The organism is Pseudomonas sp. CYM-20-01, assembly GCF_023169845.1.
Classification (GTDB): Bacteria; Pseudomonadota; Gammaproteobacteria; order Pseudomonadales; family Pseudomonadaceae; genus Aquipseudomonas; species Aquipseudomonas azotoformans.
In genome coordinates this window covers 447,329-468,049 of record NZ_AP025169.1, presented here as the reverse complement: position 1 = coordinate 468,049, position 20,721 = coordinate 447,329, and the positions used below count along the sequence as shown (strand labels likewise).

The following is a 20,721-nucleotide window of genomic DNA, read 5'->3' as shown; positions in this document are numbered from 1 at the left end:
GCCGCCGCCGTGCAGGGCAACGTCAGATCGTTACCGTTTGCTGCCGAGGCTTTTTTCACCCGCTTGTCGCGAATTTTTCGATTTCGAGGGTCAATAGGCTGCCTCTTGACCCAGGCAGCGGCGCCAGTCGGGCCGCTCAACCAGCCTCCCAGGGCCTTGTTTTCCGGGCCTGCGAGCTGCTTTTCAGAATTTCAGGTGGTTTTATGGACAGCATCAACAGCCGCATCGCCGAGGAACTCGGTGTACGCCCACAACAGGTCGAAGCGGCCGTCGCTCTACTGGATGAAGGCTCCACGGTGCCCTTCATCGCCCGTTACCGTAAAGAAGTGACCGGCAGCCTCGACGACACCCAACTGCGTCACCTGGAAGAGCGCCTGCGCTACCTGCGAGAACTCGACGAACGGCGCATCAGCATCCTCGCCAGCATCGAGGAACAGGGCAAGTTGACCCCACAACTCGAGCGCGACATCAAGCTCGCCGACACCAAGACCCGCCTCGAAGACCTCTACCTGCCGTACAAACAGAAGCGTCGCACCAAGGGCCAGATCGCCCTGGAAGCCGGCCTGGGCGAGCTGGCCGACGGTCTGTTCAACGACCCGTCGCTGGCCCCGGAAGTTGAAGCCGCCCGCTTCATTGATGCAGAAAAAGGCGTCGCCGACGTCAAGGCCGCCCTCGAAGGTGCCAAGTACATCCTCATGGAACGCTTCGCCGAAGACGCCAGCCTGCTGGAAAAGCTGCGCAGCTACCTGAAGCAGGAAGCCATCCTCAGCGCCCGCGTCATCGCCGGCAAAGAGGAAGAAGGCGCCAAGTTCCGCGATTACTTCGAACACGACGAGCCGCTCAAGAGCATGCCGTCCCACCGCGCACTGGCAATTTTCCGTGGCCGCAACGAAGGCATTCTCAGCTCCGCGCTGAAGGTCGGCGACGAATTGCCAGGCACCATGCACCCGTGCGAGGGCATGATCGGTCAACAATTCGGCATCCAGAATCAGAACCGTCCTGCGGACAAGTGGCTCGGCGAAGTGGTGCGCTGGACCTGGAAGGTCAAGCTCTACACCCACCTGGAAACCGACCTGCTCGGCGAATTGCGCGACGGCGCCGAAACCGAGGCGATCAACGTGTTCGCCCACAACCTGCACGACCTGCTGCTGGCCGCCCCGGCCGGCCCGCGCGCGACCCTGGGCCTCGACCCGGGCCTGCGTACCGGCTGCAAGGTCGCCGTGGTCGACGCCACCGGCAAACTGTTGGACCACGCCACGGTGTATCCGCATGTGCCGCACAACAAGTGGGACCAGACCCTGGCGATCCTGGCCGCCCTGTGCGCCAAGCACGCGGTGGACCTGATCGCCATCGGCAACGGCACCGCCAGCCGCGAAACCGACAAGCTGGCCGCCGAACTGATCAAAAAATACCCAGCCATGAAGATGACCAAGGTCATGGTTTCCGAAGCCGGCGCTTCGGTGTACTCGGCGTCGGAACTGGCGTCCAAGGAATTCCCGGACCTCGACGTGTCGATCCGTGGCGCGGTATCCATCGCCCGTCGACTGCAGGACCCGTTGGCCGAGCTGGTGAAAATCGACCCTAAATCCATCGGTGTCGGCCAGTACCAGCACGACGTGTCGCAGCTGAAACTGGCGCGCGGCCTGGATGCGGTGGTGGAAGACTGCGTAAACGCCGTGGGCGTGGACGTGAACACTGCCTCCGTGGCACTGCTGGCGCGAATCTCCGGCCTCAATGCCACCCTGGCGCAGAACATCGTCAGTCACCGTGACGAAAACGGCGCGTTCAAAACCCGCGCCGCGCTGAAAAAAGTCGCACGCCTGGGTGAAAAAACCTTCGAACAGGCCGCCGGCTTCCTGCGCGTCATGAATGGCGACAACCCGCTTGATGCGTCTGCGGTCCACCCGGAAGCCTACCCGCTGGTGCAACGCATCGCTGCCGAGACCGACCGCGATATCCGTTCGCTGATCGGCGACGCCGCGTTCCTCAAGCGCCTGGATCCCAAGAAGTACACCGACGAAACCTTCGGCGTACCGACCATCACCGACATCCTGCAAGAGCTGGAAAAACCGGGCCGCGACCCACGTCCCGAGTTCAAGACCGCCGAGTTCCAGGACGGTGTCGAAGACCTCAAGGACCTGCAACCGGGCATGATCCTCGAAGGCGTGGTGACTAACGTGACCAACTTCGGCGCCTTTGTGGACATCGGCGTGCATCAGGACGGTTTGGTGCACATCTCCGCGCTTTCGGAGAAATTCATCAAGGATCCCCGCGAAGCGGTCAAAGCCGGTGACGTGGTCAAGGTCAAGGTCATGGAAGTCGACATCCCGCGCAAACGCGTCGGCCTGTCGATGCGCATGAGCGACACCCCAGGGGAGAAAATCGACGGTGCCCGTGGCGCACGCCCAGGCTCGGCACCGCGCCAGTCGCAGAATCGCTCTGAAAACAATGCACCGCGCAAGGAAACCGCCACCACAGCGCCAAGCAACAACGCCATGGCTTCGCTGTTCGCCAACGCCAAACAGCTGAAGAAACGTTGATGGAAATCCCGGCCGGCTTGACCCAGAGCGCCTTCAGCGAACTGATCGGCTGCCGCCTGCAACGCCTTGAAGAAGGCGTTGCCGAGGTGGTCCTGACCCTGGAGCCGCAACTGCGCAACCGCGCGGGCAAGCTCCATGGTGGGGCGATTTTCAGCCTGGTGGACATTACGATGGGACTGGCCTGCTCCAGCTCCCATGGTTTCGACCAGCAGAGCGCGACCATCGAGTGCAAGATCAATTACATCCGCGCCGTGTCGGACGGTGACGTGCTGTGCACCAGCCGGGTGATTCATGCCGGCCGCCGTACGCTGGTGGTCGAGGCGGAGGTGTATCAGGACGAAAGACTTGTCGCAAAAGCACAGGGCACCTTCGCTGTCCTATAGCTCCCCACCCCCGATTTGAGTTAATTTCGGCGCTGCACTAAACGGCGTCGGAATTTTCTCGCTGCGCTGTAGCCAAATTCATGGAGTGAAGTCGGCATATTCAGAGCGGGTCAAATCGACTCAAAACCAGGCGATCACGCCAGTTTCAACTTCACCCTTGTAGACCGTCCTGCCCACCCCCATATTGGGGCGACTGACGCGTGAAGGAATCCAACTTGAGCGAACTTCTCAACCGCCGCCTGGCCCTGCTCGGCAAGCGCGAACACCTCTCCCTGCTAGAGCAGTGCTTGCACGGCATCGAGCGCGAATGCCTGCGTGTCACCGGTGAGGGTCGACTGGCGCAAACGCCGCACCCCGAAGCCCTGGGCGCTGCGTTGACCCACGAACAGATCACCACCGACTACTCGGAATCGCTGCTGGAGTTCATCACTCCTGCCCTGCCCAACCCGGCCGATACCCTGAGCAGCCTGGACAAGATCCATCGCTTTGCCTACACCAAGCTCGGCAGCGAATACCTGTGGAGCCCCTCGATGCCGTGCCCGTTGCCGGCCGAGGAAGACATCCCGATTGCCTACTACGGCACCTCCAATATCGGACAGCTCAAGTACGTGTATCGCAAAGGCCTGGCCCTGCGTTACGGCAAGACCATGCAGTGCATCGCCGGGATCCACTACAACTTCTCGTTGCCCGAGGCGCTGTGGCCGTTGCTCAAGGAAACCGAAGGGTTTGTCGGCACTGACCGCGACTACCAGTCCAACGCCTATATCGCGCTGATCCGCAATTTCCGCCGCTACAGCTGGCTGTTGATGTACCTGTTCGGTGCTTCGCCGGCCCTGGACGCCGGGTTCCTGCGCGGTCGTTCGCACCAGTTGGAAGTGCTCGACGCCGACACGCTATACCTGCCCTACGCCACCAGCCTGCGCATGAGCGACCTGGGTTACCAGAGCAACGCCCAGGCCGGCCTCACGCCGTGCTACAACGACCTGGCCAGCTACACCGACAGCCTGCGCGAAGCGGTGGCAACGCCCTACGCGCCCTACGTCGAAATCGGCACGCACAAGGATGGTGAGTGGGTACAGCTCAACACCAACATCCTGCAGATCGAAAACGAGTACTACTCCAACATCCGCCCCAAGCGCGTGACCTACACCGGCGAGCGGCCGATCCAGGCGCTGATGGCCCGTGGCATCCAGTACATCGAAGTACGCTGCCTGGATATCAACCCGTTCCTGCCCATGGGTATCGACTTGCAAGAGTCGCGCTTCCTCGACGCCTTCCTGCTGTTCTGCGCACTGAACGACAGCCCGCTGTTCGCCAACAACGAGTGCGGCAACGCCACCTCCAACTTCCTCAGCGTGGTCAAGGAAGGTCGCCGTCCGGGCCTGCAACTGCAACGCCAGGGCCAGCCGGTGGACATGAAGGAATGGGCCGCCGAGCTGCTCGAACAGATTGCGCCACTGGCTGCCTTGCTGGATGAGAGCCACGGCATCACCGAGCACAGCCAGGCGCTGGACGCCCAGTTGGCCAAGGTCAACGATTCGTCCCTGACCCCGTCGGCCCAGGTGCTGGCGGCGATGGCCGAGCGTAAAGAGAGCTTTGCGCAATTCTCCCTGCATCAGAGCCAGCTGCACGCCGAGCATTTCCGCAAGGAGCCGCTGGCGGCTGAAGAGCAGGCGCGTTTTGAAGAACTCGCGCGTGCCTCACTGGCACAGCAAGCCGAGCTGGAGCAAAACGAAGTGGGCGACTTTGACGTGTTTGTCGGCTCGTACCAAGCCAGCATCCTCGCCATCAGCAACTAAGTAAGCTGAAATCGGGGCAAATGTGGGAGGGGGCTTGCCCCCGATGGCGTGGGTCAGCTACCTATACAGTGGCTGACATGCTGCTATCGGGGGCAAGCCCCCTCCCACATTTGACTTCCACCCGATTGAAGGTCAGCGCTCACAACTCTTCTCATAAGCTAATTCGAAAATGTTATTTATTTTCGGATTCTTAGATCATTTAGTCTCCTCACACGCCGACCCTCGGCCGCCTGATTGAGGAGCTTCCCCTTGAAACTGTTAACCCCTTTGCGCCTGCTGGCCGCATTGTGCCTGGCCGGTGCCAGCCTGTTTGCCCAGGCGGCGGACGTGACCATCGCTTACCAGACCACCGTGGACCCGGCCAAAGTCGCCCAAGCCGATGGCGCCTATGAAAAAGCCACTAACGCGAAGATCAACTGGCGCAAATTCGACAATGGCGCCGACATCATCGCCGCCATCGCTTCAGGTGACGTGCAGATCGGCTACCTCGGTTCCAGCCCGCTGACCGCCGCGATCACCCGCAAAGTACCGGTGGAAACCTTCCTGGTGGCCACCCAGATCGGCGGCGCCGAAGCCCTGGTGGCGCGCAACGGTTCGGGTATCAACAGCCCGCAGGACCTGGTCGGCAAGAAAGTCGCTGTGCCCTTCGTGTCCACCGGGCACTACAGCCTGCTGGCCGCCCTGAAGCACTGGAACATCGACCCGTCCAAAGTGACCATCCTCAACCTCGCGCCACCGGCCATCATCGCCGCCTGGAAGCGTGGTGACATCGACGCCACCTACGTATGGGACCCAGCACTGGGCGTCGCCAAAGAGAACGGCAAGGTGCTGATCACCTCCGGCGAGTTGGCCAAGTTCGGCGCACCAACCTTCGATGCCTGGATCGTGCGCAAGGACTTCGCCGAAAAGCACCCGGAAATCGTCACCGCGTTCGCCAAGGTCACCCTGGATGCCTACGCCGCCTACCGCAAAGACCCACAAGCCTGGCTCGCCGATAAAAGCAACGTCAACAAACTGGTGAAACTCTCCGGTGCCAAGGCCAGCGATATTCCGCTTTTGCTGCAAGGCAACGTCTACCCGCTGGCCGCTGACCAGGTGACCCTGCTGGGCGCACCGACCACCAAGGCTGTGACCGACACCGCCGCGTTCCTCAAGGAACAAGGCAAGGTCGACGCGGTACTGCCGGACTACGCCCCTTACGTCAGCGCCAAATTCATCACCAATTGATCGGGAGTTCATAGCGATGGCCTTGCTACAGCTGGAGCGCATCAGCGCACAGTACCCAGGCGCCACAGAACCGGTACTGTCAGATATTTCACTCGACCTGGGGCCCCAGCAGTTGCTGGTGGCTCTCGGCCCGTCCGGCAGTGGCAAGACTTCGCTGTTGAACCTGATTGCCGGTTTCGTCGAACCTTGCGCCGGGCGCATCACCCTCGATGGCGTGCCGGTCAAAGGTCCCAGTGCCGAACGTGGCGTAGTGTTCCAGGACGACGCCCTGCTGCCTTGGCAAGACGTGCTGGCCAATGTCGGCTTCGGCCTGGAGCTGGCTGGCGTGCCCAAGGCGCAACGTGAAGTCCGCGCCCGGGAAATGCTCGCGCTGGTGGACCTCGCCGGTTTCGACAGCCGCCGTATCTGGCAGCTTTCCGGCGGCCAGAAGCAACGCGTCGGGCTGGCCCGCGCCCTGGCGGCCGACCCTCGTGTGCTGCTGATGGACGAGCCCTTCGGCGCCCTTGATGCCTTCACCCGCGAACAGATGCAGGAATTGCTGCTGCAGGTCTGGCGGCGCACGGCCAAGCCGGTATTCCTGATTACCCACGACATCGAAGAAGCGGTGTTCCTCGCCACCGACCTGATCCTGTTGGCGCCCAACCCCGGCCAGATCGTCGAACGCCTGCACCTGGACTTCGGCCAACGCTACGCCGCCGGTGAGTCGGCGCGGGCGATCAAGTCCGACCCACGCTTTATCGAAACCCGCGAACACGTACTGGGCAAAGTGTTCTCCCAACGCCAGGTGTCCGCATGAGCAGCTACGAACTTCCCGCCACGGTGACCAAACCGGCGGCACACGCAGTGGTCCCGGTACGCCGCAGCCTGAGCACGCGTTGGATCAGCGTGTTGACCCTGTTTGCGTTGCTGGCCCTCTGGTGGGCGGTGACCGCCAGTGGCTTGATCGAGCCGCTGTTCCTGCCACCGCCGTCCGCCGTGCTGCAAAAGGGCTGGCTGCTGGCGACCAGCGGCTATATGGATTCCACCTTGTGGCAGCACCTGGGCGCGAGCCTCAGCCGTATCGGCCTGGGCCTGGGCTTTGCCGTGCTGACCGCCGTGCCGGTGGGGATCGCCATCGGTTCCAACCGAATCGCCCGTGGCATCCTCGACCCGCTGATCGAGTTCTACCGGCCGATCCCGCCGCTGGCCTACCTGCCGCTGATCGTGATCTGGTGCGGCATCGGCGAGCTGTCCAAGGTGCTGCTGATCTACCTGGCGATTTTTGCGCCGATTGCCATCGCCACCGCCACCGGCGTGCGCACCGTCGACCCGGCCAAACTGCGGGCGGCGCAGTCGTTGGGCGCCACCCGTGCCCAGTTGATTCGGCATGTGATCCTGCCGAGCGCACTGCCCGACATCCTCACCGGCGTGCGCATCGGGCTGGGTGTGGGTTGGTCGACATTGGTCGCCGCAGAACTGATCGCGGCCACCAGCGGCCTGGGCTTCATGGTGCAGTCGGCGGCGCAGTTCCTGGTCACCGATGTGGTGGTGCTGGGGATTCTAGTGATCGCCCTGATCGCCTTCGCCATGGAAATGGGCCTGCGTGCCCTGCAGCGTAAACTGGTGCCGTGGCATGGCCAGGCACATTGAGTGAGAACAGCATGAGCAGCCTGACCGTTACCCCCATTAGCACCGCATTGGGTGCCCTGATCAGTGGCGTCGATATCACCCAGCCGTTGAACATTGAAGAGCGCGATGCCATCGAACAGGCGTTGCTCCAGCACTCGGTGCTGTTCTTCCGTGATCAACCAATCACCCCCCAACAGCAAGCACGGTTCGCGGCGCATTTCGGTGACCTGCATATTCACCCGATCTACCCCAACGTGCCGGACCAGCCCGAAGTGCTGATCCTCGACACCGCCGTCACCGACGTGCGCGACAACGCCGTGTGGCACACCGACGTGACCTTCCTGCCGACACCGGCGCTCGGCGCGGTGCTCAGCGCCAAGCTGCTGCCGGCGTTTGGTGGCGATACGCTGTGGGCCAGCGGGATTGCGGCCTATGAAGCGTTGTCCGCACCGTTGAAGCGCTTGCTCGACGGGCTGACGGCGACCCATGACTTCACCAAGTCCTTCCCGCTGGAGCGCTTTGGCAACACCGCCGAAGACCTGGCTCGCTGGGAAGAAACCCGCAGGAAGAACCCGCCGTTGTCGCATCCGGTAGTGCGCACGCACCCGGTGAGCGGGCGTAAGTCGCTGTTCGTGAGTGATGGGTTTACCACCAAGATCAATGAGCTTGAACCGGCGGAGAGTGAAGCAATCTTGAAGCTCTTGTTCGCCCACGCAACGCGTCCGGAATTCACTATCCGCTGGCGCTGGCAGGAGAATGACGTGGCGTTCTGGGACAACCGCGTGACCCAGCATTACGCGGTGGATGACTACCGGCCGCAGCGGCGGGTGATGCATCGGGCGACGATTCTTGGGGATGTCCCATTCTAGGCCCACACAATCTCAGCCACACTGAAGATCAAAGTGTGGGAGGGGGCTCGCCCCCGATAGCAGATTGTCAGCCAACTAATCAGTGATTGACCCACCGCCATCGGGGGCAAGCCCCCTCCCACAATGGCCGAGTGATGACCAGTTATTCAGCCGTGGATGGCTTTTCCCATAAGTTAATCCCACCTTCCTGCGCAAACCGATCAATCTCCGCCAGTTCTTCCGCGCTGAAGCTCAAGTTCTTCAACGCCCCGACGTTCTCGATAATCTGCTCCGGCCGGCTCGCACCGATCAGCGCACTGGTCACCCGGGGATCACGCAGGGTCCAGGCCAGTGCCAATTGGGCCAGGCTCTGGCCTCGACGCTGGGCGATCTCATTCAGCGCACGCACATGGGCAATGTTGGCTTCGGACAGGTGCTTGGCCTGCAACGAACCACCCCCCGGGCGATTCACCCGCGCATCCGCCGGCACGCCGTTGAGGTATTTGTCGGTCAGCAGACCCTGGGCCAATGGCGTGAAGGCAATCACCCCGGCACCGAGTTCTTCGGTGGTGTCCAGCAGGTCTTTTTCCACCCAGCGGTTGAGCAGGTTGTAGGCCGGCTGATGGATCAACAGCGGCACTTTCCACTCTTTGAGCAGGGCGGCGATTTCGCGGGTTTTTACCCCCGAGTAGGACGAGATACCGATATACAACGCCTTACCTTGTTGCACTGCAGTAGCGAGTGCACTGGCGGTTTCTTCCAGGGGGGTGTCGGCGTCAAAACGGTGGGAGTAGAAGATATCCACATAGTCGACACCCAGGCGTTGCAGGCTCTGGTCGAGGCTGGCCAGCACGTACTTGCGTGAGCCGCCGCCCTGGCCGTATGGACCGGGCCACATATCCCAGCCGGCTTTGCTGGAGATGATCAGTTCATCGCGGTAGTGCTTGAAGTCTTCGCGCAGCAAACGGCCGAAGTTGATCTCGGCGCTGCCGTAGGGCGGGCCGTAGTTGTTGGCCAGGTCGAAGTGGTTGATGCCCAGGTCGAACGCGGTGCGCAGCAGGGCGCGCTGGGTGTCGATCGGGGTGCTGTCGCCAAAGTTGTGCCACAGCCCCAGGGACAGTGCGGGCAGCACCAGTCCACTGCGGCCTACGCGGCGATACGGAATAGATTCATAGCGGTTTTCGGCAGCAATGTAAGTCATCGAATCCTCTCTTGAACTTGGGACAAATAAGGCCCGGGAATAACGCTATTCCCAGGCCTTTTAAGCAGCTGAATCGCTTAAGTCTGCCGTTCCGTTCTACAGCAATTGCCTACCAGAGGGGAACGACATAACTCACATAGAAGCGGTTTTCATCCTGCACGGTGGCACCGGTGATATCCGGGCTGGCGTGCGCATTTTTCCAGGTCACGCCCAGGCCTTTAAGGGTGCCGGTCGGTACTTGGTAAGCCACGGCAATGTTGCGCTCCCACTCGCTGGTGGTGCCCTGCACGGTGCGGATGTCATCGCCGTGGGCATAGGCGGCGGAGAACGTCAGGCCCGTGAGGCCCAGCTTACCGAAGTCATACTTGTACTGCGCAAGCCAAGTACGCTCACCGGCGTGTTGAAATTTATTCAACTGCATGTTGGTCAGCGCCGGGGTGTCGGCGCCTGAGCCTGGGCCTTGGCGGTTGTCACCGCTGTTCAGGCCGGAATCCAGGTACGGAAAGTCGCTGTCGCCGCTGTTTTTCTGGATGCCCAGGCCAACGGTATGCCCGTCCAGGCTGTAGCTCTCAAGCAGGCTGGCGGTGGTCTGGTTGATGCGACCCTTGCCCGTGCCGTCACCGTAGAGGCCGGCCGCCGCGAAGTCTTTGTCTCCGTCGGCGTTGCCGCCCACGCCCAGGCTGCGGAACACCCGCACATCGGTGTCGATAGCGCCCACCGACAAGGCGTCATGGCGCTTGGCGCCAAGGAAGAACTGCTGGTAGTAATCCTCAAGGTTGGAGTACCACAGGCTGACCGTGGTGTTCTGGATGCCGGTGTAGTCCGCACCGCCGAACAGGAAACGATCACTCTCTTTGGTGCCACCGGCGGTAATCATGCCCTGGTCGCCGGTTTCGTTGCGGATCTTGGTCTTGAAGATATCGCCACCGGTGAAGGTGAAATCACTGAGGTCCTTGGACACCAGTTGCACACCGGTATTGGTCTGCTGGTACAGGCGCCCGTCGGTGTTGGCCAGCACCGGGTTGTTGCCGTAGAGCGTACCCAGGCGCAACTCGTCCTTGGCGAAACGCATCTTGAACGTCGGGCTCAACACGCCGAACTGGTCGGCGGACTTGCCGTTGTCCAGCGGGAACATGCTGCCGGGGTAGCGGCCCTGGTGATCCTTGTCGTTGAGATCGCCACCGGAGTCTAGCTTCAACCCGTAGAACGCCTGCAGGTCCAGGCCAAACCCCACCGGGCCTTCGGTGTAGCCGGACTTGAAGTTGAACTCAAACCCCTGGCCCCAATCGCGAATGCTGTGGGCCTTGGCGTTGCTGTTCACCACGTCACGCCCCTGCTGGTTGAGGTAGCGGTTGAGCAGGGTCACATCGGCGTGGCTGTCATCGATAAAATCGGCATGGGCGGACAGCATAAAGCTCGCCATGGCGGCACCCACCATAGGGCTTATCAACGTCTTCATTGGTACCGGTCTCCGTCACTGTTCTGAAATGAAAGCGTCAAACGCTTCACACAATTACGCAGTGGCCAGATGACAGTTGCGCGTCAAAACCGGCGGGTGACGGATGAAATTAAATTTAAGAAAACCCGAAAATTCAGGGCCTTGCACATACTTTTGTGGGAGGGGGCTTGCCCCCGATTGCGGTAGGCCAGCCAGCTCATCGGATACTGACACTCCGCTATCGGGGGCAAGCCCCCTCCCACATAAAGCTACTCTGACAGGCCTGCGTTGAGCGTCAACGCACCAGGTGCAGGAACTGCAAGTGTCGCTCGTATTGGTCGAGGATGTCGTTGATGATCTGCTCCTTGGTGTAACCCACCAGATCGTAGTCCTGGCTGCCCTCGGCCAAGTGCACTTCCGCCCGGTAGTAGCGACGGTTGTTGATCTCTTTGGAGCCCATGCCGCCACGGGCAAATGACGGCGTGAAGTAGCCGCGCATCTGCACCTGGTAAACGAACGGACGCTCCTCGCCATGGCCGATTTCCAGGCTGACGCTGTCGTTGGACGGGTCGGGCTGGGTGACCACACTCAGGCCCTTCTCGACGAACACCGCCGTCACCTCTTCAATCGCCGGGCGCACGGTTGACTCCAGGAAGCGATACACCTCATCCCGCGACGGGAAATGCACCGCCTGGCTCAACCGCTGACGCCAGCCGCCCCGGCCTTTGCGCGCTGCCGAAACCGGCGCCAGCGAGTGCAACTGGGCGATCTGCTTCTGCGATTCGAGGTAGAACGCCTTGTGCAGCCCCCACATCATCAGCAGCAGGATCATCGAGAACGGCAGCGAGGTCAGCACCACCGCTGACTTGAGCGAGTCGATACTGCCGGCGAACAGCAAGGCACTAGTGACCAGCGCGGTCATCGCCCCCCAGAACACCCGCAGCCATTTCGGCCCGTCTTCATCGGCGTTGCCGCCCTTGGACGACAGGGTCGACAGCACCACGGTGCCGGAGTCGGCCGAGGTGACGAAGAATACGAAGCTGATAAACACCGTGACCGCGATGACTGTCTTGCTCCACGGGTAGGTTTCCAGCAGCAGGTAGAGGCTCATCGACGGGTCATCGATGGCCGACTGGCCGAGTGCGGCCATGCCGTGGTTGAGCACCTGGTCGATAGCGCTGTTGCCGAAGATCGACATCCACGCCAGGGTGAAACCCAGCGGGATCAGCAACACGCCGAACACGAATTCGCGGATGGTACGGCCACGGGAAATACGCGCGATGAACAGGCCCACGAACGGCGACCATGCAATCCACCAGGCCCAGTAGAACACGGTCCAGCCGCCCAGCCAGTCGCTGGGTTTGTCGTAGGCATACACGTCGAAACTCTTGGTCGGCAAGGCTCCCAGGTAGTCACCGATGTTCTGGATCAGGGTGTTGAGCAAATGCTGGGTGGGGCCGGCGAACAACACGAACAGCAACAGCGCACAGGCCAGCAGCATGTTGATGTCGGACATCACCCGCACGCCCTTGTCGACGCCGGCCACGGCGACCAGGATCGCAGCGCCCATCATCAGGGTGATGAGGCCAACCTGGATCCACTGGGTATGGGCAATGCCGAACAGGTAATCCAGCCCTGAGTTGAGGTGCAGCACCCCAAAGCCCATGTCCGCGCCCAGGCCGAACACCGTGGCGATGATGCCGAAGCCATCCACTGCGTAACCGATGGGGCCATTGATGCGTTTGCCGATCAGCGGGTACAACGCCGAGCGCAACGCCAGCGGCAGGTTATGCCGGTAGGCGAAGTACGCCAGGGCCATGCCGACAAAGGCGAACACGCCCCAGCCATGCAGGCCCCAGTGCAAAAACAGAATCTGCATGGCCTGGCGTGCGGCGTCGGCGTTCATCGGCGCGCCTTGCGGCGGTTGCACCAAGTGCGTCAGCGGCTCGGAGACGCAGAAGAAGAACAGCGTGATGCTGATCCCGGCGGCGAACAGCATGCCGGCCCAGGACAGGTAACTGAATTCGGGCTCGTCGTGGTCGGCACCGAGTTTTATCTTGCCGTAGCCCGATAGCGCGGTGACCACCACGAAGACCAGATACAGGGTCATCGCCAGCATGTAGTACCAGCCGACCGTGTTGGCCGCCCAGTTTTGCGCCGCCAGCAGCCAGGCACCGGCCTGTTGCGGGATAGCGATGACAGTGATGCCGAACAGCAGGATAAACGTCGCGGCAAAGTAGAAGACCGGCGCATTCATGCGCACCAGGCCGCTGGATGGGGTGGACGATGCACTCATGAACGATGCACCCCGAGGGTGAGGGATGTGGCTGTCAATAACGGACTCAGCAAAGGTAAGCCTCCTGTTGTGAGCGGGCAGCGAACCACCGGGTTTAACTTGAACGAACATTCAAGTTAAACATGGATAGGCGGTCTGGGACTAATCGCAGGGCTGAGTGGTAGGTGATTCCTACACTAGCTCAAGGATTGGTATGACGGGCGAGAAGAGGAAATCGTTCAGCAGTCTGGAGGTGAAATGCACACAAAATGTGGGAGGGGGCTTGCCCCCTCCCACATTCGGTAAGCATGCTGGTTATTTCTGCGCACCATCTTCATGCTGCAAATTCGCCTGGGTGATATTCGCTCCCGCCGGCACGCTGCGGGTCAGCCATACGTTACCCCCAATGGTCGAGCCCTTGCCGATGGTGATGCGCCCCAGGATCGTCGCCCCGGCGTAGATCACCACATCGTCCTCGACAATCGGGTGACGCGGATGGCCCTTCTGCAACTGCCCGTCCTCGTCCGCCGGGAAGCGCTTGGCGCCCAGGGTCACGGCCTGGTAGATGCGCACGCGCTCGCCGATGATCGCGGTTTCGCCGATGACCACACCGGTCCCATGGTCGATAAAGAAACTCGGGCCGATCTGCGCGCCGGGGTGGATGTCGATCCCGGTGGCCGAGTGCGCGATCTCGGCACTGATGCGCGCCAACAACGGCAGACCGGCGCGGTACAGGTGGTGGGCCAGGCGATGGTGAATCACCGCCAGGATGCCGGGGTAGCACAGCAGCACTTCATCCACGCTACGCGCCGCCGGGTCGCCGTGGTAGGCGGCCAGCACGTCGGTGTCCAACAGGCTGCGCAGGGACGGCAAGGCCAGGGCGAAATCCTGGATCAAGCGGATGGCGTGGGCGTTAACGGCGCTGTCGTCCTCGCCGCTCTGGCGCGCGGCGTAGCGCAGTTCCAGGCGCGCCTGGCCGAGCAGGGCATTGAGCGCCACATCCAGGGTGTGGCCGACGTAGAAATCTTCGCTTTCTTCACGCAGGTCCACCGGCCCCAGGCGCATCGGAAACAACGCACCGCACAGCGACTCCAGAATCTGCGCCACCGCCTCGCGAGAAGGTAACTCGCGGCCACCATGCTCACCGCTCAAGCGACCATTGCGCGTGCGCCACTGGTCCCGGGCGCCGCGCAACTGGCTGACGATGGTCTGTAATTGCCAATGACTGGAACGCTCACTCACGGTTTTCACTCCTGACGTAATGGCGCTCACTTTACGGTATGCACCCTGGCCGCCCTTAAGAACCAATGGTGCAATACTAAGAACCATCCGGAATAAGCGATTGGCGGTTGCCCGATGAAAAGTGCCTGCCTATAGTCGCCCCATCCTCATCAACCGTGCGTAGCCATGATCAAACAACAGCTCGACCGTTTTAACCGCCTGGAACTGCTGGGTGGCGCCACCGCCCTGGAAAAACTCGAGCGGCTGTCGGCCTGGTTGGGCAGAGACATCTACGTCAAGCGCGACGACACCACACCGCTGGCCATGGGTGGCAACAAGCTGCGTAAACTCGAATACCTGGCCGCCGATGCCATCGCCCAAGGCGCCGACACCCTGGTGACCGCTGGTGCGATCCAGTCCAACCACGTGCGCCAGACCGCCGCGCTGGCCGCCAAGCTCGGCCTGGGCTGCGTCGCGCTGCTGGAGAACCCCACCGGCACCGAAGACCCCAACTACCTGGGCAACGGCAACCGCCTGCTGCTGGACCTGTTCGACGCCAAGGTGGAGCTGGTAGAGAACCTCGACAACGTCGACGACCAGCTCAACGCCCTCGCCGACCGCCTGCGCAGCAACGGCAAGCAGCCGTACCTGGTGCCTATCGGCGGCTCCAACGCCCTCGGTGCGTTGGGCTATGTGCGCGCCGGCCTGGAGCTGGCCGCGCAGATCGAAGACAGCGGCATCGAGTTTGCCGCCGTGGTGCTGGCGTCCGGCAGCGCGGGTACCCACAGCGGCCTGGCCCTGGCGTTGAGTGAAGTGCTGCCGCAGTTGCCCGTGATCGGTATCACCGTATCGCGCACCGAAGAAGCCCAGTTCCCGAAAGTGCAGGGCCTGGCCGAACGCACCGCCGAATTGTTGGGTGTGGATATTCCCGAGGCCTTCAAGGTGATCCTGTGGGACGAATATTTCGGCCCGCGCTATGGCGAACCGAACGCCGGCACCCTGTCTGCGGTCAAGTTACTGGCGAGCCAGGAAGGCCTGCTGCTGGACCCGGTCTACACTGGCAAGGCCATGGCCGGCTTGCTGGACGGTATCGGGCGCCAGCGCTTCGAGGATGGCTCGATCATTTTCCTGCATACCGGCGGGGCGCCGGCGTTGTTTGCCTACAACAGTGCCTTCAACTGAATAAACGCGGACTAAATGTGGGAGGGGGCTTGCCCCCGATGACAGAGTATCAGTCATGACTTCTGTGGCTGATACACCGCTATCGGGGGCAAGCCCCCCTCCCACATTAGAATCTCTTGATATTCAATATTGGAATATCAGATTTTATTTATATTATTTTCAAGTCTTAAAAACCGGCTTTATAGTCGCGCCGTAGGCGAAGACGCGCTACGCGCTTTAAGGCAGGATACGACTACTGCGTCACCTGCTTCGCACACCATAAAAACACAGGGGCTCTTCATGACTATTTCTGTATTCCGTCGCACGTTGCTGGTTGGCACTTTGGGCCTGGCACTCGGGGCTGGCCTGATCGGCCAAGCAGTCGCGGGTGATCAGCTGGACAACATCAAGAAAGCCGGCGAGATCAAGATCGGCCTGGAAGGTACCTACCCGCCGTTCAGCTTCGTCGATGAAAGCGGCAAGCTCAGCGGTTTCGAAGTGGAGCTGTCCGAAGCACTGGCTAAAGAGCTGGGCGTGAAGGTCAAGCTGCAAGCGACTCCGTGGGACGGCATCCTCGCCGCCCTGGAATCCAAGCGCCTGGACGCCGTGGTCAACCAGGTGACCATCTCCGATGAGCGTAAAAAGAAATACGACTTCTCCAAGCCTTACACCGTCTCCGGTATCCAGGCGCTGGTCCTGAAGAAAAACGTCGACACCATCAAGACCGCCGACGACCTGGCCGGCAAGAAAGTCGGTGTGGGCCTGGGCACCAACTACGAACAATGGCTCAAGGACAATCAACCCAAAGCCATCATCAAGACCTACAACGACGACCCGACCAAGTTCCAGGACCTGCGCATCGGCCGTATCGACGCCATCCTGATCGACCGCCTGGCCGCCCTGGAATACGCCAAGAAAGCCCCGGACACCGCTGCTGCCGGCGACGCCTTCTCCCGCCAGGAAGCCGGTATCGCCCTGCGCAAGGGTGAGCCAGAACTGCTGGATGCAGTGAACAAGGCGCTCGACAAACTGCGCGCCGACGGCACCTTGAAGAAGCTGTCCGAGAAGTACTTCAACGCTGACGTCACTCAATAATGGAAGCAGGTTTCCAACTCGCGCTGGACTCCGCGCCCTTTCTGCTCAAGGGCGCGTATTACACGGTGATCCTCAGCCTCGGCGGGATGTTTTTCGGCTTGCTGCTGGGCTTCGGCCTGGCCTTGATGCGCCTGTCGCGCTTCAAGCTGGTGAGCTGGCTCGCCCGAGTCTATGTGTCGTTCTTTCGCGGCACGCCCTTGCTGGTACAGCTGTTCTTGATCTACTACGGCTTGCCGCAAGTGGGTATCGAGCTGGATCCGATCCCGGCCGCCATGATCGGCTTCTCGCTCAACATGGCCGCCTACGCCTGTGAAATCCTGCGCGCCGCCATCGGTTCCATCGAGCGCGGCCAATGGGAAGCCGCCGCCAGTATCGGCATGACCCGCGCGCAGACCCTGCGCCGGGCCATCCTGCCGCAGGCGATGCGCACGGCCTTGCCGCCGCTGGGCAACAGCTTCATTTCGCTGGTCAAGGACACGGCGCTGGCCGCCACTATCCAGGTGCCCGAGCTGTTCCGCCAGGCGCAACTGGTGTCGGCACGGACCTTCGAAATCTTCACCATGTATCTCTCCGCTGCGCTGATCTACTGGATTTTGGCGAGCATCCTGGCGCATTTGCAAAACCGCCTGGAAGACCGGGTCAACCGGCATGACCTGGAGTCCTGAAGCATGATCGTGGTTGAAAAACTGACCAAACAATTCAAGGGTCAGGTGGTGCTCAACGGCATCGACCTGGAGGTCAAGGAAGGCGAAGTCATCGCCATCATCGGCCCCAGCGGTTCCGGCAAGACCACCTTCCTGCGCTGCCTGAACTTCCTCGAACAACCCACCAGCGGCCGCATCAAGGTGGGTGACATCGAGATCGACACCAGCAAGCCGATCAACCAGCAACAAAGCCTGGTGCGGCGCCTGCGCCAGCACGTGGGTTTTGTGTTCCAGAACTTCAACCTGTTCCCCCACCGCACCGCGCTGGAAAACGTCATCGAAGGCCCCACCGTGGTCAAGAAGATGCCACGCGAAGAGGCTATCGCTTTGGGGCGCAAGTTGCTGGCCAGAGTCGGCCTGGCAGGCAAGGAAGACGCCTACCCACGGCGCCTGTCCGGCGGCCAGCAGCAGCGCGTGGCGATTGCCCGTGCGCTGGCCATGGAGCCGGAGGTGATCCTGTTCGACGAACCCACCTCGGCGCTGGACCCGGAACTGGTCGGTGAAGTGCTGGCGACCATCCGCAGCCTCGCCGAAGAAAACCGCACCATGGTCATCGTCACCCACGAGATGAGTTTTGCGCGGGATGTGGCCAACCGGGTGATCTTCTTCGACAAGGGCGTGATCGTCGAACAAGGTGAAGCCAAGGCGTTGTTCGCCAACCCCAGGGAAGAGCGCACCAAGCAGTTCCTGAGCAAATTCCTCGCCCACTGATACCCCCTTGTAGGAGCAAGCTCGCTCCTACAAGGGATCGTCGTTCCCGCGGGTAAAACACCCCAGCGCACCTACCTGAATATCCCCGCCTCAGTCGGACCGTTCTGAATATCTCCAAACCCGCCATTTAGCCCTTTGCCGCCATTGACGGCCCTCGGCCAACCCTCTTATCTAGCGCCCAGAGGATTGGATCCTATCCCGGCTATTCACTGAATCGTTCTTTTCGGCCCACCGCGTGCACCCACGCCAAAGGGCCGGAACGATGGCTGCTGGCTGCATCAAGGAGATGACTTATGACACGCCCCCTGCTCACTGCCCCGACACTGCCCCAGGCCATCGGCAATGGCATCAATGCCTTGGCCGCCACCCACTTGCAGGTCGACATCGCTGCGTATCCCGGCATGGATGAAGGCGACCTGATCGAGCTGTTCTGGAACAACTGCTTCGCCGCTTCACGCCGGGTCACCGCCGGCAGGATCGGCGCGGTCACTCACCTGCGAGTACCGGAAAGTTTCGTGCTCAATGGCCCGGCGCGTGTGCATTACCAGGTCATGCAGGTCGGTCATGCTCCGGCTCGCTCAGCGGTGACCCGAGTCCGCGTCAAGACCCTCTACCCGGGCGGCCAGCCGTCGCCCCTGTACCTCGATGAGAACCAGAACCTCGCCCCCGTGGGCCTGCCCGACACCATCCGCCGCTACGGCGTCAACGCCGGGCAGGGGCGACGCGGCATTCCCCTGACCATCGAGCCGTACCTGAACATGGCCAGCGGCGACGCCATCACCTTGCGCTGGGGCGATGTGCGCCTGGACCTGCCCAAGGTCCAGGCCCGGGAAGTCGGTCAGGCCGTGCAGGTCTGGGTGCCTTCGACGGTGATTCTCGAAGGCGGTGACGACTGCCGGCTGGAGGTGACGTACTGCATTCTCGATCGTGTCGGCAACAATTCACTCTGGGCACCCGCGCGCACCTTGCGCATCGCAGCAGGAGCACCGTCCCGCCCGGCCGGGAGCGCGCTGATTTACCAGCCACGAACTCTGGGCTCTCCCTGCGAACCTGGGTGACAGACCTTCTATGCATATTCCCAAAAGTTAGTTTATTTAAATATTTAACACGCTTAGGGTATATGCACCGGACCACCGGACATCTCTGATTTTTCTGTTTTTATTTCATTGAATGCGAGGTCGGTATGGTCAGAATTACCCCGGTGCGCAACGCCAGGGCATTACGTGCAGCCAAGGAGCGGCGCTGATGTCTAACTTGGCTCTAACACCCCCCCAGAATGATCTGGACGTCGCCCCCCTGCTGTTGCCGGCCACCGTGCTGCGCAACGATGCAGAGGCGCTGAAGGCTGCCCATGAGTTGGCCCAGGCGGCGCGCCTGCAAGCCGCCAGGCGCGACCAGCAACGCAAACTGCCGTGGGCGCAGATCGAGCAGTTCACCCGCAGTGGGCTCGGCAGTATTTCCATTCCCCGTGAGTACGGCGGCCCGCAGGTGTCTTTCGTGACCCTGGCCGAGGTGTTCGCAATCATCAGCGCGGCCGACCCGGCACTCGGGCAGATCCCGCAGAACCACTTCGGCATCCTGCACCTGTTGCAGGGCGCCGCCACCGAGCGCCAGAAAAAACAGCTGTTCCAGAGCGTGCTCGACGGCTGGCGCATCGGCAATGGCGGCCCGGAACGCGGCACCAAAAACACCCTGGAGCTCAAGGCGCGCATCACCGCCAAGGGTGACGGTTACGTAATCAGCGGCCAAAAGTTCTATTCCACCGGCGCACTGTTTGCCCATTGGGTGGCGGTCAAGGCGTTGAACGATGACGGCAAGCAGGTCATGGCATTTGTGCGCCGTGGTACCGAAGGGCTGCGCATCGTTGACGATTGGTCCGGCTTCGGCCAGCGCACCACCGCTAGCGGCACGGTGCTGCTGGATCAGGTGCCGGTGGAGGCCGAGCTGGTGGTAGAAAACTGGCGCATCGGCGAGACACCAAATATCCAGGGCGCCGTCTCGCAACTGATCCAGGCGGCCATCGACGCCGGTATCGCCCGTGGTGCGCTGGATGACACCATCGCCTTCGTACGCGAACGCTCGCGCCCCTGGATCGACGCCAAGGTCGAACGCGCCAGTGACGACCTGTATGTGATCGCCGACATCGGCAAGCTCAAGATCGAACTGCACGCCGCCGAAGCCCTGCTGCGCAAGGCGGGACAAGTGCTGGACCAGGTCAGCGCCGCACCGATCACCGCGCAGTCCGCCGCGCGTGCCTCCATCGCCGTGGCCGAGGCCAAGGTGCTGACCACCGAAGTGTCACTGCTGGTCAGCGAGAAGCTCTTCGAACTGGCCGGCAGCCGCGCCACCCTCGCCGAATTCAACCTCGACCGTCACTGGCGCAATGCCCGGGTGCACACCCTGCACGACCCGGTGCGCTGGAAGTATCACGCCGTCGGCGCCTATCGATTGAACGGCACCTTGCCAGCTCGCCATTCCTGGATCTGACCGACCAGACCTCTGGAGAACAC

Annotated in this window: 17 protein-coding genes; 13 read left to right on the top strand and 4 right to left on the bottom strand. The window is 61.7% G+C overall.

Features of this window, described 5'->3' with window-relative positions:
- Window positions 1-203: 203 nt before the first annotated feature.
- The 7 genes from M2497_RS02090 to tauD all read left to right on the top strand — a co-directional run bounded on the left by M2497_RS02090 (window position 204) and on the right by tauD (window position 8,426).
- On the top strand, window positions 204-2,540 hold the full coding sequence (locus M2497_RS02090; protein WP_248485665.1) for a Tex family protein: 2,337 nt from the start codon (window positions 204-206) through the stop codon (window positions 2,538-2,540).
- Window positions 2,540-2,923 (top strand): PaaI family thioesterase, encoded by a 384-nt coding sequence (locus M2497_RS02085; protein WP_248485664.1) that lies wholly within the window; start codon window positions 2,540-2,542, stop codon window positions 2,921-2,923. The genes M2497_RS02090 and M2497_RS02085 overlap by 1 nt, the downstream gene beginning before the upstream one ends.
- 215 nt (window positions 2,924-3,138) lie before the next feature.
- Window positions 3,139-4,722 (top strand): glutamate--cysteine ligase, encoded by a 1,584-nt coding sequence (gshA, locus tag M2497_RS02080; protein ID WP_071493166.1) that lies wholly within the window; start codon window positions 3,139-3,141, stop codon window positions 4,720-4,722.
- A 249-nt stretch (window positions 4,723-4,971) separates the two neighbouring features.
- A complete protein-coding gene (gene tauA, locus M2497_RS02075) occupies window positions 4,972-5,949 on the top strand; it encodes a taurine ABC transporter substrate-binding protein (protein WP_248485663.1) in 978 nt (325 codons plus the stop codon).
- A gap of 16 nt (window positions 5,950-5,965) precedes the next feature.
- On the top strand, window positions 5,966-6,745 hold the full coding sequence (gene tauB, locus M2497_RS02070; RefSeq protein WP_248485662.1) for a taurine ABC transporter ATP-binding subunit: 780 nt from the start codon (window positions 5,966-5,968) through the stop codon (window positions 6,743-6,745).
- Window positions 6,742-7,578 (top strand): taurine ABC transporter permease TauC, encoded by an 837-nt coding sequence (gene tauC, locus M2497_RS02065; protein ID WP_248485661.1) that lies wholly within the window; start codon window positions 6,742-6,744, stop codon window positions 7,576-7,578. Before tauB ends, tauC begins: the two co-directional genes overlap by 4 nt.
- An 11-nt stretch (window positions 7,579-7,589) precedes the next feature.
- Entirely contained in the window at window positions 7,590-8,426 is an 837-nt protein-coding gene (gene tauD / locus M2497_RS02060; RefSeq protein ID WP_248485660.1) for a taurine dioxygenase, read from the top strand.
- A gap of 142 nt (window positions 8,427-8,568) precedes the next feature.
- On the opposite strand, the gene mgrA is transcribed toward tauD, so the two are convergent.
- The 4 genes from mgrA to epsC all read right to left on the bottom strand — a co-directional run bounded on the left by mgrA (window position 8,569) and on the right by epsC (window position 14,561).
- The gene (gene mgrA, locus M2497_RS02055; protein WP_010214105.1) at window positions 8,569-9,606 is read right to left on the bottom strand and encodes an L-glyceraldehyde 3-phosphate reductase; all 1,038 of its coding nucleotides are present in this window, start codon (window positions 9,604-9,606) and stop codon (window positions 8,569-8,571) included.
- Window positions 9,607-9,715: 109 nt separating this feature from the next.
- Window positions 9,716-11,044, bottom strand: a complete 1,329-nt coding sequence (locus M2497_RS02050) for an OprD family outer membrane porin (RefSeq protein ID WP_248488163.1) — start codon at window positions 11,042-11,044, stop codon at window positions 9,716-9,718.
- A gap of 295 nt (window positions 11,045-11,339) precedes the next feature.
- Window positions 11,340-13,301, bottom strand: coding sequence for a choline BCCT transporter BetT (gene betT, locus M2497_RS02045; RefSeq protein ID WP_248488162.1), 1,962 nt, complete (start codon window positions 13,299-13,301; stop codon window positions 11,340-11,342).
- Between the two features lie 333 nt (window positions 13,302-13,634).
- Window positions 13,635-14,561, bottom strand: a complete 927-nt coding sequence (gene epsC, locus M2497_RS02040; protein ID WP_179030369.1) for a serine O-acetyltransferase EpsC — start codon at window positions 14,559-14,561, stop codon at window positions 13,635-13,637.
- 165 nt (window positions 14,562-14,726) lie between these two features.
- Between epsC and M2497_RS02035 the strand changes: the two genes are divergently transcribed.
- The 6 genes from M2497_RS02035 to M2497_RS02010 all read left to right on the top strand — a co-directional run bounded on the left by M2497_RS02035 (window position 14,727) and on the right by M2497_RS02010 (window position 20,698).
- The gene (locus tag M2497_RS02035; protein WP_248485659.1) at window positions 14,727-15,722 is read left to right on the top strand and encodes a D-cysteine desulfhydrase; all 996 of its coding nucleotides are present in this window, start codon (window positions 14,727-14,729) and stop codon (window positions 15,720-15,722) included.
- Between the two features lie 279 nt (window positions 15,723-16,001).
- The gene (tcyJ, locus tag M2497_RS02030; protein WP_248485658.1) at window positions 16,002-16,796 is read left to right on the top strand and encodes a cystine ABC transporter substrate-binding protein; all 795 of its coding nucleotides are present in this window, start codon (window positions 16,002-16,004) and stop codon (window positions 16,794-16,796) included.
- Window positions 16,796-17,461: a cystine ABC transporter permease gene (gene tcyL / locus M2497_RS02025; protein ID WP_010214112.1), complete on the top strand. Its 666-nt coding sequence runs from the start codon at window positions 16,796-16,798 to the stop codon at window positions 17,459-17,461. Before tcyJ ends, tcyL begins: the two co-directional genes overlap by 1 nt.
- 3 nt (window positions 17,462-17,464) lie before the next feature.
- Entirely contained in the window at window positions 17,465-18,211 is a 747-nt protein-coding gene (gene tcyN, locus M2497_RS02020; protein ID WP_248485657.1) for an L-cystine ABC transporter ATP-binding protein TcyN, read from the top strand.
- 293 nt (window positions 18,212-18,504) lie between these two features.
- Window positions 18,505-19,269 (top strand): hypothetical protein, encoded by a 765-nt coding sequence (locus tag M2497_RS02015; protein WP_248485656.1) that lies wholly within the window; start codon window positions 18,505-18,507, stop codon window positions 19,267-19,269.
- A 187-nt stretch (window positions 19,270-19,456) separates the two neighbouring features.
- The gene (locus M2497_RS02010; RefSeq protein WP_248485655.1) at window positions 19,457-20,698 is read left to right on the top strand and encodes an SfnB family sulfur acquisition oxidoreductase; all 1,242 of its coding nucleotides are present in this window, start codon (window positions 19,457-19,459) and stop codon (window positions 20,696-20,698) included.
- Window positions 20,699-20,721 lie beyond the last annotated feature (23 nt).